Consider the following 14,377-nt stretch of genomic DNA (forward strand, 5'->3'; position numbering starts at 1 on the left):
CCAAAATCCTCTGCGCCGGCCCCCCTCAACCCCGAGCTGGCTCCCCCGCAGTCCCAAGGAGCCCTCGCAGCCCCGGTTACTGCTCGACGGCGCGCGACCGGAAGACGTGCGTCGCGTACGGCAGGCGGACGAATCCGTCCGCACCCCGGACCTGGTCGCCGAGGCTGCGCGTCTGCTCGAGCATCTGCCCGCGCACCTCGGGCTCCGCATAGATCGCGACCGAGCGTGAGGCGACGAGCGCGACGAGGTCGTCGACGCTGATCTCACGCACCCAGTCGACGCGGGTGTGCTCGACGTCCGTGAAGGGCGGCGCGAACGGTGAGACGCCGACACCGTCCGACCCACCCGCGATGCGGGCGACGTACTGCTCGGCCGCGCTCGGGGTGATGATCTCGGTGAGCGCCGCCACCCAGTCGACGCTCTCATCGCGGATGTTCCAGATGAGGCCGAGCACCTCTCCCGGACGGAGCACGCGGGCCGCCTCGGCGGAGGCGATGTCGGCGTCGACCCAGTGCCAGGATTGACCGAAGGTGAGCAGATCCCGACTGTCGTTCTCCAGCGGCAGGTCCTCGGCGATGCCGACCCTCGTCTCGACCTCGGGCAGGTGCGCGGCCAGGGTCTCGAGCATCCGCGCATCCGGATCGACCGCGACGACGTCCCTCCCCTCGCCGAGGAGGCCCGCCGTGAGCTTGCCCGTGCCGGCACCGATGTCGGTGATGTCGACCGCGGACCCGATGAGGGCGGCCACCGCTTCGGCCGGATAGCTGGGGCGACCGCGATCGTACTCCCCGCGCGCCGACCCGAAGTTCTTCCCGAAACCTGTGCTCATCTGCTCCTCCGTCTCCCTGCTCGCCACTGTCGCTATGGGATCCCCACCTGCCTCCACGAACGCGAGCGGGCGCCCGCGCGGACGTCGACCGTCCGGGCAGGCGCCCGCTCGCTTGCTCATCGGATGAGCCGATGACGCCGGATCAGACGATGACGACCATCGGCACGATCATCGGCTTGCGCCGCAGCTTCGAGGACACCCATCGACCGACGGTGCGGCGGACGACCTGCTGGAGCTGGTACTGGTCCGTCGTGCCGGACTCGAGCGCCTCCTCGACGGCCTTGGTGACCTTCGGGATGATCGAGTCGAAGACGGAGTCGTTCTCGGCGACGCCGCGGGCGTGGATCTCCGGCCCGGCGATGAGGGTCTTCGTCTGCGAGTTCACTGCGAGGAAGATCGTCACGAAGCCTTCACCGGCGAGGACGAGTCGGTCCTTGAGGTCCGCCTCGGTGATCTCACCGACCGAGGAGCCGTCGACGAAGACGTAGTTGCAGTCGACGGCGCCGACCACCTCGGCGTGGCCGTCCTTGAGGTCGACGACCCAGCCGTCGTCGGCGAGGACGATGTTGTCAGGGTCGACCCCGGTCGCCTCGGCATGACGGGCATTGGCGAGCAGGTGCCGCCATTCGCCGTGCACGGGCATGACGCCGCGGGGCTTGACGATGTTGTAGCAGTAGAGGAGCTCGCCGCCGGAGGCGTGACCGGAGACGTGGACCTTCGCGTCGGCCTTCGAGATCACCTTCGCGCCGAGCTTCATCAGGCCGTTGATGACCTTGAACACGGAGTTCTCGTTGCCGGGGATGAGCGAGGAGGCGAGGATGACGGTGTCGCCGTCGCCGACCTCGATGCGGTGGTTGCGGTTGGCCATCCGGGACAGCGCGGCCATCGGCTCGCCCTGGGAGCCGGTGCACATGAGGACGACCTGGTCATCGGGCAGGTCGTCGACGTCCTTGATGTCGATGAGCACGCCCTGGGGCACGTCGAGGTAGCCGAGGTCGGCGGCGATCTTCATGTTCCGCACCATCGACCGGCCGACGAGGGCGACCTTGCGGCCGTGCGCGCTCGCGGCGTTGAGCACCTGCTGCACGCGGTGGACGTGCGAGGAGAAGGAGGCGACGATGATGCGCCGCTCAGCGTGGCCGAAGAGGTTCTCGAGCACGGGCCCGATGTCCTTCTCCAGTGCCGTGAAGCCGGGGACCTCGGCGTTCGTCGAGTCCGTCATGAACAGGTCCACACCCTCCTCGCCGAGGCGGGCGAAGGCACGGAGGTCCGTGATCCGACCGTCGAGCGGGAGCTGGTCCATCTTGAAGTCGCCGGTGTGGAGGATGTTGCCGGCACCGGTGCGGATGAAGACGGCAAGCGCGTCGGGGATCGAATGGTTGACGGCGACGAACTCGAGGTCGAAGGGACCGAGCTGGTCGAGGTCACCAGCCGCGACGACGCGGGTGATCGGCTTGATCCGGTGCTCCTTGAGCTTGGCCTCGATGAGCGCGATCGTCAGCTTCGAGCCGAGGATCGGGATGTCGGGCTTGCGCTTGAGCAGGTAGGGGACGGCGCCGATGTGGTCTTCGTGGCCGTGGGTGAGCACGAGGCCGACGATGTCGTCGAGGCGGTCGTCGAGGTAGGAGAAGTCGGGGAGGATGAGGTCGACACCGGGCTGCTCCTCTTCGGGGAAGAGGACGCCGGCGTCGACGATGAGGATCTTGCCGTGGTATTCGAACACGGTCATGTTGCGCCCGACCTCGCCGAGGCCGCCGAGGGCGACGATGCGGACCGCTTCGGGGTCCATCTTCGGCGGTGGGCCGAGTTCTTGGGTCAATGCGTTATTCACGTTGGGTAACCACTCCTGGTCAGTTGGGCGGTGATGAACGCGCACTGCTCCTCATCTGCTGGGAGCAGCGGCATCCGGGTTCCGCGGTTGGTCAGTATTCCTTGGGCCTCCAGTGCGGCCTTCGCCGAGATGACTCCCGGCATGTGGTTCATGAGGGCGTCGACGACGCCGGCGGTCTCGTAGCTGAGACGGCGCGCTGTGTTGAGATCGTTCTCGTACACGGCCGTGACCATGCGCGCGAAGCGGTCGGAGCACACGTGCCCGGCCACCGAGACGACGCCGAGGGCGCCGATGGCCAGCAACGGCAGGTTGAGTGCGTCCTCACCCGAGTAGTAGGCGAGCGAGGATTGCGCCATCACCGTCTGCGAGGCGAACAGGTCGCCCTTGGCGTCCTTGACCGCGAGGATGTTCGGGTGGTCGGCGAGCCCGATGAGCGTGTCCGTGTCGATCGGCACTCCGGAGCGTCCGGGGATGTCGTAGAGCATGACCGGCAGGTCGGTGGAGTCGGCGGCGGCCCGCATGTGCGCGGCGATCGCCGGCTGCGTCGGCTTCGAGTAGTAGGGGGTGACGACGAGGAGGCCGTCGGCGCCGGCGGCTGCCGAGCGCTCACTGAGGTCAACGGTGTGCGCGGTGACATTGTTCCCGGTCCCGGCGATGAGCTTCGCCCGCGTGCCCACGGCGGAGCGGACGACGCGGAGGAGTTCGATCTTCTCCTCATCGGTCGTCGTCGGGGACTCACCGGTGGTGCCGGAGACGACGAGCATGTCGTTGCCGAGGTTGACGAGGTGGTCGGCGACCTTCTCCACACCCGCCCAGTCGATGGTGCCGTCGTCGTTGAACGGTGTCACCATTGCCGTGCCGACGGTGCCGAACGCATCGATGGCGGCGGTCGCCGCGCTGTCCCCGAGAATCGCCATGGGACAAGGATACCGCCGTGCACCTCACCTGGAGGGAACCGGTCCAGGCGCGCCGAGGTGGTCGCCCGAGACGCAGATCACATAGGCTGTGCTCACGCCCCGCGACGACCGCCCCGCCCCGAGCCGACTGCACCGACAGGAGAGTTCGATGAGCCGCACACGCATCCGCGATTTCCACGACGACGACCTCGACGGGATCGTCCGCCTCTGGGAGGCCGCCCAGTCCTCGGTCTCAGCTCCCGTGTACTCCCTGCCCGAGGTCATCGCCTCGTGCCAGAACGACCATGCCGTCGTCGCCGTCCAGGGTGAGGAGATCGTCGGCGCCGCCGTCGGGCGGGCCGCCCATGCGCAGGGGTGGATCGTCTTCTTCCATGTCCTTGACGAGGTGCTGACCTCGGCATCGGGTGCCGACGGCGCCGAGGCGGGGCTCCTCGATGCGCTCGAACGCCATTTCATGCCGCTGGGGCTCGGGAAGCTCTCGATCCTCGTGCCCGAGGAGTCCCCGGCGTTCGCGGGACTCGAGTCGAACGGCTTCCAGGTGCGCTCCCAGCTGCGATACCTCGAGCGGCAGATGCCGGTGCAGAGGCGGGAGCTCGATCTGCTCCGCAGCGTCGGCGGTCGCATCCTCCCCCGCCACCTGTGGGATGCGGTGAGCGGGATGCAGGAGGAGAAGGACATGCTCGAGGACCGCCTCGTCGTGCCCTTGGCCGAACCGGACCTCGCCGATCATTTCGGGGTCGTCCCGCCCCGGGCGGTCATGCTCTTCGGCCCGCCCGGCACGGGCAAGACGACGTTCGCGAAGGCGGTGGCCTCACGGCTCGACTGGCCGTTCGTCGAACTCTTCCCCTCCCGGCTCTCCGGGGAGCCCGGCGGGGTGGCGGCGGGGCTGCGGACGTCGTTCGAGCAGATCGGCGAACTCGAGCATGCCGTGGTCTTCATCGACGAGGTCGAGGAGATCGCCTCGAAGCGCGGCGGTGAGCCGCCCTCGCCGACGCAGGGGGTGACGAACGAGCTGCTCAAGCAGGTCGCGGAATTCCGGGATCGGGAGGGCCGACTGCTCATCTGTGCGACGAACTTCGTCCGCGCGCTCGACGCCGCGTTCCTCCGGCACGGCCGCTTCGACTACGTCATCCCCATCGGCCTGCCCGACGAGACGGCTCGGCATGCGATCTGGACCCGCTACATCCCCGACCACGTCATCGCCGACATCGACGTCGATGCGCTCGTCGATGCGAGCAGCGGCCTCACCCCGGCCGACATCGAGTATGCGGCCAGGCGGGCCTCGCAGGAGGCGCTCGCAGCCTCGCTGGGCAAGGATCAGGTGCCCATCGATGCCCGTTCGGACGTGCTGAGCACGGAGAACTACCTCGACGCCCTGCGGGCGACCCGGGCGACGGTGTCCGAGGAGACGGTGCGGGAGTTCCGCGACGACGTGCAGACGATCGCGAGGCTGTGAGGACCAGGATGTCTCCGGTCCGGCCTGCGACGCGGACTCAGCCTGTGTCGGGGCGTAGTCCCTCGGTGTCCGGTCGCCGAGACGCCGGAGTCGAGTCTCACACCGAGTCCGCCGGCACCGCGCAGGGCACCCCGAGGAGGGCGGCGGCCGTCGATTCGAGGCTCGCTGCGATCTGCCCCGGACTCAGGCCCTCGCGGCCTGCGGCGACGGCGAGGTCGAAGCCGTCGATCTGAGCGATGAGCGTGTCGACGACGAGATCGGGATCGAGGCGGGGTGTAAGACTGCCGTCGGCGATGCCTGCCTCGATGACGGTCCGCAGGTGTCCGCGCCACCCGGCGAACACCTCGGCGACACAGTCGTTGAGGACGGGACTGCGCCGGGCCGCGGCGACGAGTTCGACCCACACGATCGACCGCTGCTCATAGGATCCGACGGTCGGGACGGCGGCGAAGGTCGCCTGCAGTCGCTCCCACGCGGTCCCGGACCGCGCGGACAGCGCGGCGATCTCCGCGATGACAGCGCGGCTGTGGGCCGAGAACGCCTCGACGAGGAGGTCGTCACGGCTGGTGAAGTAGTACTGCACGGTGCCCACGGAGACCCCGGCACCGGCGGCGACGTCCTTCATCCGCACCGCCTCGGGACCCCGCTGGACGATCTCCGTGAGGGCCGATGCGAGGATCGCCGCACGCCTGGCCTCCACCTCCTCGGCGGGCAGCTGCGGTCGCGGACTCATGCGGACGCTGCTTCGGCGCGGTCACGGTCCGCCAGCTCGGTCGCGGCGAGAAGCCCCTCGTAGACGGCCTCCTCGACGGTCCGCGGGGCGAGAGCGTCGCCGATGACGGTGACGCCGGCGGCACCGAAGTCGAGGTCGGGACGCACCGCTCGCGGGGCCCCGGAGACGATCGTCGCGGCCACATTCTCGACTTCGTGGACGATCTCGCACAACGTCGACTGGAGGTAGCCGGTGTCCTCGTCGACGCCGACGAGCCGGGCATCGCCGAGGAATTCGACGCCCGCCCGCATCGCCTGGGAGACGAGGAGAGTGCGGGTGTACTGCTGGATCGCGGCTCCGGCGAAGTTCGCGGCGGTGGCCAGGGTGACCGGGTGGCCCGCCTCGGCGAGGCGGATCGCGATGCCGAGGCCGATCCAGTCGCCCTTCCAATCCGTGACGAGGATCCGGCCCGCAGGCAGTCTCGGTTCGTCGGCGAGGTAGGTGCGGGCACCGAGGACGAGCGCATCGTCGGCGATCTCGAGCTCGGGCATCCGCTCGGCGGCGCCGGTGGCGACGATGACATGGTCGGCGGCGATGGCGTCGACGATGTCCTGGGTGACCGGCGTCGAGGTGCGGATCTCGACCCCGGCACGGGCCGCCTCGGCGGACAGGTTCGTCGCCGCACCCCCGAATTCCGACCGGTAGGGCAGGGTCTGGGCGAGCAGCACGGCCCCGCCGAGGTGGGGTCCCCGTTCGCAGAGGACGACGTCATTGCCCTGTTCGGCGGCGACGGCGGCGGCCTTGAGACCGCCCGGTCCCCCGCCGATGACGAGGACGCGGTGGGCCCGACGCACGCGTGGGCGCGGAAGGAAGGTGAGTTCGCGGCCGGTCTCGGGGTGCTGGATGCACGAGATGGGCACGCCCTGCTGGAAGTGGCCGATGCACGCCTGGTTGCAGCCGATGCAGGCGCGGATCTCGTCGACGGCGTCGCGCTGCGATTTCGCGGCGATCTCGGGGTCGCAGATCATCGCGCGGGTCATGACGGCCATGTCCGTGCGGCCCTCCGCGATCGCGGATTCGGCTTCGTGAGGTTGGTTGATCCGGCCGGCGACCATGACGGGCCGGTCGGTGACCTTCTTGACCTGGGCGGAGAGGTTCGTCGCGTAGCCGGGGTCGATCTGCATCGAGGGCACGATGTGGACGGCGCCCTGGAGGGTCGAGGAGTCCCCGGCGGTCACCGAGTAGTAGTCGAGGGCCTCGAGGTCGTCGAGGTGGCCGATGAGGTCGAGGATCTCGGTGGCGACGAGGCCGTCCTCGGTCTTCTCCTCACCGGAGATCCGCAGGCCAACGACGATGCCGGGGCCGACGGCGGCACGGACGGCGGTGACCACCTCGGCGAGGAAGCGGCGGCGGTTCTCCGGGGACCCGCCGTACCGGTCGGTGCGGGTGTTGATGCGGGGGTTGAAGAACTGGATGGGCAGGTAACCGTGGCTGGCGACGATCTCGACGCCGTCGATGCCGCTTGAGGCGATGCGGGCCGCCGAGGTGGCATAGCCGGCGATGATGTCTTCGACCTCGGCGGTGCTCAGCGCTTCGGGGACGACCTTGAAGCGCTCCTGCGGGGCGTCGCTCGGGGCGACCGCGCGCGGTGCCATCCCGCGTTCACCGTCCATGACCTCCCGGCCGGGATGGAAGAGCTGGGCGAAGATCGTCGCACCGTGGCGGTGGACGGCCCCGGCGACCGCGCGGTAGCCGGGGACCGCGGAGTCGTCGGTGGCCATGAGGACGTGGTTGGTGTAGCGCGCGGTCTCGTGGACCCCGGAGACCTGGAGGACGATGAGCCCGCAGCCGCCGGCGGCTCGGGCTTCGTGGTAGGCGACGAGGTCGGGGCCGATCTGCCCGTGCTCGTCGAGGACCGTGTCATGACCGGATGAGACGATGCGGTTTCGGATGGTCCGAGGGCCCAGGGTGATCGGTTCGAAGAGATGGGGAAAGAGGTGAGACATGGATCGACCTTGATGCATGCGGGAGCTGACCCATTATTCATATCACGGTATAGATAACCGGGGAAGAGGCGTAGGGGGCCGGGTCGCGGCTCAGAGCTGGCTGCCCGGCACGGCGAAGGCGTCGCAGCTGCCGAGCCCCCTGTCGTAGCCGTTGGTGAACCAGCGCTGGCGCTGCTCGCTGGTGCCGTGGGTGAAGCTCTCCGGGTTGACGAACCCGGACTGCTGCTGGATGTAGTCGTCGCCGACGACGAAGGCGGCGTTGAGCGCATCGTCAAGCTGCTTCTGCGTGGGCGGTTCGAGGTACGGGGTGCCGTTGTCGTCGGTGAGCGTCGTGACGTCCCCGAGCCACGCCCCCGCGTAGCAGTCGGCCTGGAGTTCGGTGCGAACCCCGTTGCTCTCCGGTCCGGTGCCGTTGTTCGGGTAGCGGTCCATCGTGCCGGTGATGTTCTGGATGTGGTGGCCCCACTCGTGGCCGACGATGTAGAGCTGCGCGAGGTCGTCGGCGGAGGCCCCGAACTGCTGGCGCATGACGTCGAAGAACGTCGGGTCGATGTAGACGCCGCGTTCGGGCGGGCAGTAGAACGGTCCCACCGCGTTCGATGCGGTGCCGCATTGGGTGGGCGTCTGTCCGTCGACGATCGTCAGTCGGGGCGGGGTGTACCCGTTGACCTGCTGCGCCCAGTAGTCGTCGAGGACGACCTGGGCACCTGCCATCCGGCAGTCGGTCGAGCGGTTCGCGTCCGCGCCGGTGTCGCATTGGAGCATCGCGGCTTCGTTCGACGATCCCGGTCGCTCCCCGCTCTCGATCGCCGTGTCACCGATGAGACCGGTGAGATCGACACCGAGGAGTGGGCCGATGAGGAAGATGAGGAGTCCGACGACACCGACGCCGCCACCGGCGATCGCCGTGTTTCGGCCACGGCGGCTTGTCCGATTGGTGCTGATGTCGGCGTTCGGGTTGAAGGTCATGGCAATAAGATACCGAAGCCTTACCGAATTGTGACCAAGCGTGTGAGAATCGTTCCATGAGCACTCACCCGGCGACCGCCTCGGCGGGCATCCTCGCCAGACTGAGCCCGCAGGGTCGCCTCGTCGGCCTCGATGCCGCACGCGGTTTGGCGCTGCTGACGATGATGGTCACGCACATCTACCCGCTCACCGACGATGCCGGCATGCCGACGTTCGCCGCGATCTTCTCCGGACGGGCCTCAGCGCTCTTCGCCGTCCTCGCCGGATGTTCGCTTGTGCTCTCGACGCGCTCAACGCTGGCGGCCACGGGACGCCTGCGCGACGTCGCACCCGGCGTGCTCGTCCGGGCGGCCTCGATCATCGTCATCGGCCTCATCCTCGGTGCGATCACCACGAACCTCGCGGTCATCCTCGTCAACTACGGCGTGATGTTCGGCATCGCTCTGCTCTTCCTGCGGCTGCGGCCCTGGGCACTGTTCACGCTCGCGGGCGTGTGGATGGTGCTCAGCCCGATCGTGTCGATGTGGGTGCGCAGCAGCTTCGGCCTGGAGCCGTCCTATCTGGCGTTGTCGTGGACCGATCTCGCATCGCTTGAGAATGCTGTGCTCGAGCTCGTCCTCACCGGGTACTATCCGATCATCCAGTGGATGGCCTACATCCTCCTCGGCATGGCCGTGGCGAAGACCGACATCAACAAGCAGCTCACGAAGCTCTTCCTCGTCGGGGTCGCGCTCGTCGCACTCGGCCGCGGATCCTCGTGGCTGCTGCTCAATGTCGCCGGCGGTCGTCAGGAACTCGAGGCGGTGGCCAATGCCAGCGGGGCAGACCTCAACGCCGCGCTCTACATCAACAGCTACGGCGTCACTCCACCAGATTCGTGGTGGTGGCTGACGATCGCGGGACCGCATTCGGCCACACCCTTCGACCTCATCTCCACCGCCGGCACCTCACTCGCGGCGATCGCCGTGTGCCAGGCCGCCGCAGTCCTGTTGGGCAGACGCGCATGGCTGCTCGCTCCCCTCAGCGCTCCGGGATCGATGCCGCTGACCGTCTATGCCGCCCATGTCGCCCTCGTCGAGATCACCCACCCGATCTTCCAGCCGGCGCCGATGGTCGAGGCCGGTGACCCGGTGAAGCTGACCACGGAGTACGCCATCCACGCCGTGGGCTTCATCGTCTTTGCGATCGTGTGGAAGCTGTTCGTCAGTCCGCGGGGACCGCTCGAAGGGGTGATCGCCAAACTCGTCAAGGCCGTCAGCCCGAAGCGGCCGCAACCGGCAGAGCCTCGCGACGGGTGACCCGGTCTCGATGCCGCTGTGGCCTCAGGCCCGGCCGGCGCGCTCCATCGTGATCGCCTTGCGCATCGTCGACCGCGCTCGACGCCGGTCGCCGCTGGCATCGTAGGCGCACGAGAGCCGGAACCACGAACGCCAGTCGTCGGGAGCGGCCTCGGCTTCGGCCTGATACTGGGCGAACGCCTCGTCGGCGGCCTCCTGGACGATCCGGCCACCGGGAGTGCGGGGCAGGTCATCGACGGGCAGTCCGCCTTCGGTCTCGAGGATCCGGGCGAGCTTCTCCATCCGGGAACCGAAGAGGAGCTCCATGATGAGCGCCCACGCGCCGACGACGGGCAGGACGAAGAGCGCGACGCCCATGAGCTTGGGCACGAGGTCGGGTTCGCGGATGAGGATCCATGCCCGCTGCCCCATGATGACGAAGTAGAAGGCGAGCAGGACGGAGACGACGATCGCCCCGATCTTGGCTTTCGACATCAGAGGTCGAGGATGTTCTCGAGGCCGTGCACGAGGCCGGTGCGGTCCCCGATCGCGCGCACGGCCGTGATGATCCCCGGCATGAACGCCGAGGTGGAGAACGAGTCCGTGCGGATCGTCAGCGCTTCCCCGGCGGCACCGAAGTGGATCTCCTCCGAGGCGGTCATCCCGAGCTGGCGGATCGCGTGGACGTGGATGCCGTCGATGACGGCTCCGCGGGCACCGTCGGGATCGGAGTCGGTGGCGTCGGGCACGGCCGGCAGGTCGGCTGCCTTGCGGGCGGCGGCGATGCGCTGCGCCGTGTGCACTGCGGTGCCGGACGGGGCGTCGAGTTTGCGGGGGTGGTGGATCTCGACGACTTCGGCGGAGTCGAAGTAGGGGGCGGCCACCTCGGCGAAGCGCATCGCGAGCACCGCGCCGATCGAGAAGTTCGGGGCGATGAGCACCGCGGTCTCGGGGTGCTCGGCGAGGAGGGCCTTGATGCGGTCGAGGCGCTCGGCATTCCAGCCGGTGGTGCCGACGACGGTGTCGATGTCGTGCTCGACGAGGAAGCGGACATTGTCCTCGGTGGCCTTGGGCACCGTGAGTTCGACGGCAACGTCGACATCGAGGTCCAGCAGCGACTCGAGTGAGTCGGAGCTGCCGAGTGCGGCGACGAGCTCGAGCCCCTCGGCGTCCTTGACGGCCTCGACGGCCTGCGCACCCATGCGCCCGTGCGCTCCGATGACGGCGACCTTCATGCGCTCACTCCCTTTTGCGAACTTCAGTTGACTCTGTTGACGGTGACAGTCTGTCCGTCTGCGCGGGCGATTCGTCCATGTGCACTGACGATTCGTCTGTGACCGGAGTTGACCGGTGACGGACGGTTTCGCCCGCAGAACAGTCTAGCGACTCGGGCCTGCACGCATTGTCAGCGTTCGAGCCACCTTCCGGGGGGGGGGGGGGGGGNTCCGAGTCGAGGCGAATGAGCACTCGGGCACGTCGATGCCTCGGCAGAGCACGGCGATGCCGCGGCAAATGAGGCATCATCTGCGAAGCGGAAGGCGGTGACCGGAACCGCGTGGGTCGGTCGCGAGTCGTGCGGCCACCTCGGTGTCGAAGCGGACGCCGTCATAGAGCAGCTTCTCGCGTTCACGGCCCTCGACGAGGAATCCGGCTGATTTCGCCACCATGCCGGAAGCGGGATTGTTCACCCGGTACCCGAGTTCGAGGCGGTGGATCTCAAGATCGTCGTGGAGGGTGTCGACGAGAGTGCGCAGTGCTGCCGAGGCCAGTCCCCGACCGCGAGCCGCGGATCTGAGCCAGTAGGAGATCCACGCCGTCGAATGTCGCCGTTCGATGCCCGAGGCCATGACATTGCCGAGGAGGCTGTCGTCGTCCCCGACGATCGCGCAGGCGTACGCGGTGCCGTCCGACTCGGAGGCACTCACCCGGTCGAGCCACTCCCCTGCACCGGTGGCGCTTCGGTCATCGGGGATATTGCTCAGAAGCTCGGGATCGGCGGCGTCGAAGATCTCGGCAAGCGCCTCGGCGTCGGAGGGCCGCCATGCGCGCAGATGTACGGACATGCACTCACCCTACCCAGCGAACCACTCAGGCCTGCTCGCATTGCCAGCGTTCGAGCCACCTTCCGGGCGCTGAGCAACCTGGCGCCGGGTGGCTGAGCGCCCGGAGGGTTTCTGAGATGGGGCACGACGCCCCGACGACGACGGCGGCCCGGACTCTGCGATGGAGTCCGGGCCGCCGGGTGAGCGAGCGTCAATGTTCGAGCGTGCACGCTCAGATCAGGAAGGCGTCTCAGCCGAGGAGGAGACCCTTGGTCTGGTTGACCGCGCGGTCGAAGCGAGCGCCGGCGTCCTCCCAGTTGACGATGTTCCACCACGCCTTGACGTAGTCGGGCTTGACGTTCTGGTAGTCGAGGTAGAACGCGTGCTCCCACATGTCGAGCTGGAGGATCGGGGTGCCGCCCTGCTGGATGTCCGACTGCTGGTCGTGGAGCTGTTCGACGAAGAGGTTGCCGCCGAGCTGATCGTAGACGAGCACGGCCCAACCCGAACCCTGGATCGTCGTCGCAGCGGTCGTGAAGACCTCGCGGAACTTGTCGAAGGAGCCGAACTGGTCGTCGATCGCCGCGGCGAGCTCGCCGACGGGCTTGTCACCGCCGTCCGGGGACATGTTCTGCCAGAAGATCGAGTGATTGACGTGGCCGCCGAGGTTGAACGAGAGGTCACGGATGAGCTTGGGCAGGTTCGCGAGGTTGCCGCTCTCGCGGGCTTCGGCGATCTGCTCGACCGCGGTGTTCGCGCCCTTGACGTAGGTCGCGTGGTGCTTGTCGTGATGCAGCTCCATGATGCGAGCCGAGATGTGCGGCTCGAGAGCGGAGTAGTCGTAGGGCAGTTCCGGAAGTGTGTACTGCTCAGCCATGAGATTCCTCCTGAAGAGAATTGATGCCCGCCTTGACCGGCGGCTTCATTTTCGACCCTATATCAGGGCCTCATCTCGAACAACACAGTCCAGCGCCGGGCTATTCCGGGGATCGCGAACGATTCTCACGTTCCCTCCCACCCCCGCCGAGGCGGCCCATCGTCCCCGCCGAACCCCGCCGTTGGCGTCTGCCGGCGTCCACTGCCCACCCCCGCCGGGGGGGGGCCCCCNCAGGTTGCGGGAGATGAGCAGACGCATGATGTCGCTCGTGCCTTCCTCGATCTCCTCGAGCTTGGCATCGCGCATCCACTGCTCGACGGGATGCTCCCGCGAGTACCCCCAGCCGCCGAGGGTCTGGACGGCCGCCCACGTGCAGAACATCGCCGTCTCCGAGGCGCCCAGCTTCGCCATCGCCGCCGAGGCGGTCACCCGTTCCCGTGACACCGCCTCACCCGCGTCGATCATCCGGGCGGCGTTGAGCACCTGCAGCCATGCCGCGTCGATGCGCGCGGACATGTCGGCCAGACGGAACGCGACCGCCTGGTGGTCGATGATCGGCTTCCCGAACTGCGTGCGCTCCCGGGCGTAGTCGCGGGCGTATTCGTAGGCCGCGCGCGCGGTGCCCAGCGCCGCCGCACCGAGGACGACCCGGGAGATGTCGAAGGTGCGCATGAGCCCGTAGAACCCCTGCCCCTCCCCGCCGAGGCGGTTCGCCTCAGGCACGAACGCGTCGGAGAAGAAGATCTCCCGACACACGATGGCCCGCTGCCCCATCTTCTTCATCGGCGCCCCGAACTCCATGCCGGCGGTGCCCTTCTCGAGCAGGAACGCGCTGACCCCTCGCGAACGCTGAACGGGGTCGGTCTTGGCGAAGACGACGTAGAAGTCGGCGAGCCCGGCGTTGGAGATCCAGGCCTTCTGCCCGTTGAGCACGTACCCGCCCTCGGCCCTGTCGGCACGGGTGATGATCGACGCCGAGTCCGATCCCGAGCCCGGTTCCGTCGTCGCGAGCGCCGTGAAGACCGGGGCGTCCCCGGTCAGCGGGCGCAACCAGGCCTCCTTCTGCTCCTCGGTGCCGAGTGCGAGGATCGGATCGGCGAAGAACCCGTTCGAGCACACGAAGTTCCCGATGCCCGGATCCCCGAAGCACAGCTGCTCCTGGACGAGGCACTGGGTGAAGACGTCGGTGAACCCTCCCCCGCCGTACTCCTCAGGGATCATGAAATCGGTGATGCCGAGTTTCGCCGCCTGCGCGAACAGCCCGACCGGCGACTCTGTGTCGGCCTCGTCGACGGCGCGCGCGGCCGGGCGGATCTGCTCGCGGGCGAACGTCCGGCACAGGTCGATGACGGCGGCCTGCTCGTCGCTGAGCGGCCAGGGGGTGTAGGTCATTGCTCTCCTTCGTCACGATCTCGGCCGTCGCGATGACGGCGATCGTGGGATCGGTGTGGTCGGTGTGGT

The 14,377-nt window shown here is 68.3% G+C and carries 13 protein-coding genes; 2 read left to right on the top strand and 11 right to left on the bottom strand.

What is annotated here, in order from left to right; translation table 11 throughout:
- Positions 1-76 precede the first annotated feature (76 nt).
- The 3 genes from AAHA49_RS05915 to dapA form a co-directional block, all read right to left on the bottom strand.
- Positions 77-829, bottom strand: a complete 753-nt coding sequence (locus AAHA49_RS05915; protein WP_342037578.1) for a class I SAM-dependent methyltransferase — start codon at positions 827-829, stop codon at positions 77-79.
- A gap of 142 nt (positions 830-971) precedes the next feature.
- A complete protein-coding gene (locus AAHA49_RS05920) occupies positions 972-2,618 on the bottom strand; it encodes a ribonuclease J (RefSeq protein WP_339393581.1) in 1,647 nt (548 codons plus the stop codon).
- 38 nt (positions 2,619-2,656) lie between these two features.
- On the bottom strand, positions 2,657-3,577 hold the full coding sequence (dapA, locus tag AAHA49_RS05925; RefSeq protein WP_342037579.1) for a 4-hydroxy-tetrahydrodipicolinate synthase: 921 nt from the start codon (positions 3,575-3,577) through the stop codon (positions 2,657-2,659).
- A gap of 148 nt (positions 3,578-3,725) precedes the next feature.
- On the opposite strand from dapA, the gene AAHA49_RS05930 reads away from it, so the two are divergent.
- Positions 3,726-5,033 (top strand): ATP-binding protein, encoded by a 1,308-nt coding sequence (locus AAHA49_RS05930; protein WP_342037580.1) that lies wholly within the window; start codon positions 3,726-3,728, stop codon positions 5,031-5,033.
- Between the two features lie 97 nt (positions 5,034-5,130).
- Here AAHA49_RS05930 and AAHA49_RS05935 read toward each other — a convergent pair whose 3' ends face one another.
- The 3 genes from AAHA49_RS05935 to ypfJ all read right to left on the bottom strand — a co-directional run bounded on the left by AAHA49_RS05935 (position 5,131) and on the right by ypfJ (position 8,720).
- Complete coding sequence (locus AAHA49_RS05935; RefSeq protein ID WP_342037581.1) at positions 5,131-5,766, bottom strand: TetR/AcrR family transcriptional regulator; 636 nt, start codon at positions 5,764-5,766, stop codon at positions 5,131-5,133.
- Entirely contained in the window at positions 5,763-7,751 is a 1,989-nt protein-coding gene (locus tag AAHA49_RS05940; protein ID WP_342037582.1) for an oxidoreductase, read from the bottom strand. Before AAHA49_RS05940 ends, AAHA49_RS05935 begins: the two co-directional genes overlap by 4 nt.
- Before the next feature lie 90 nt (positions 7,752-7,841).
- Entirely contained in the window at positions 7,842-8,720 is an 879-nt protein-coding gene (gene ypfJ / locus AAHA49_RS05945) for a KPN_02809 family neutral zinc metallopeptidase (protein WP_342037583.1), read from the bottom strand.
- Positions 8,721-8,776: 56 nt separating this feature from the next.
- Here ypfJ and AAHA49_RS05950 point away from each other — a divergent pair, with 56 nt between their 5' ends.
- Complete coding sequence (locus AAHA49_RS05950) at positions 8,777-10,018, top strand: heparan-alpha-glucosaminide N-acetyltransferase domain-containing protein (RefSeq protein WP_342037584.1); 1,242 nt, start codon at positions 8,777-8,779, stop codon at positions 10,016-10,018.
- 24 nt (positions 10,019-10,042) lie between these two features.
- Here AAHA49_RS05950 and AAHA49_RS05955 read toward each other — a convergent pair whose 3' ends face one another.
- The 5 genes from AAHA49_RS05955 to AAHA49_RS05975 form a co-directional block, all read right to left on the bottom strand.
- The gene (locus AAHA49_RS05955; protein WP_342037585.1) at positions 10,043-10,492 is read right to left on the bottom strand and encodes a tetratricopeptide repeat protein; all 450 of its coding nucleotides are present in this window, start codon (positions 10,490-10,492) and stop codon (positions 10,043-10,045) included.
- Positions 10,492-11,232 carry a 4-hydroxy-tetrahydrodipicolinate reductase gene (gene dapB / locus AAHA49_RS05960; protein WP_342037586.1) on the bottom strand — a complete coding sequence of 247 codons (741 nt, stop codon included), beginning with the start codon at positions 11,230-11,232 and terminating at the stop codon, positions 10,492-10,494. The genes AAHA49_RS05955 and dapB overlap by 1 nt, the downstream gene beginning before the upstream one ends.
- A gap of 285 nt (positions 11,233-11,517) precedes the next feature.
- On the bottom strand, positions 11,518-12,060 hold the full coding sequence (locus AAHA49_RS05965) for a GNAT family N-acetyltransferase (RefSeq protein ID WP_342037587.1): 543 nt from the start codon (positions 12,058-12,060) through the stop codon (positions 11,518-11,520).
- Between the two features lie 229 nt (positions 12,061-12,289).
- Positions 12,290-12,916 carry a superoxide dismutase gene (locus AAHA49_RS05970; RefSeq protein ID WP_009378466.1) on the bottom strand — a complete coding sequence of 209 codons (627 nt, stop codon included), beginning with the start codon at positions 12,914-12,916 and terminating at the stop codon, positions 12,290-12,292.
- Positions 12,917-12,973: 57 nt separating this feature from the next.
- On the bottom strand, positions 12,974-14,308 hold the full coding sequence (locus tag AAHA49_RS05975; protein WP_342037588.1) for an acyl-CoA dehydrogenase family protein: 1,335 nt from the start codon (positions 14,306-14,308) through the stop codon (positions 12,974-12,976).
- Positions 14,309-14,377: the final 69 nt, after the last annotated feature.

Source organism: Brevibacterium ammoniilyticum (assembly GCF_038429965.1).
Lineage (GTDB): Bacteria > Actinomycetota > Actinomycetes > Actinomycetales > Brevibacteriaceae > Brevibacterium > Brevibacterium ammoniilyticum.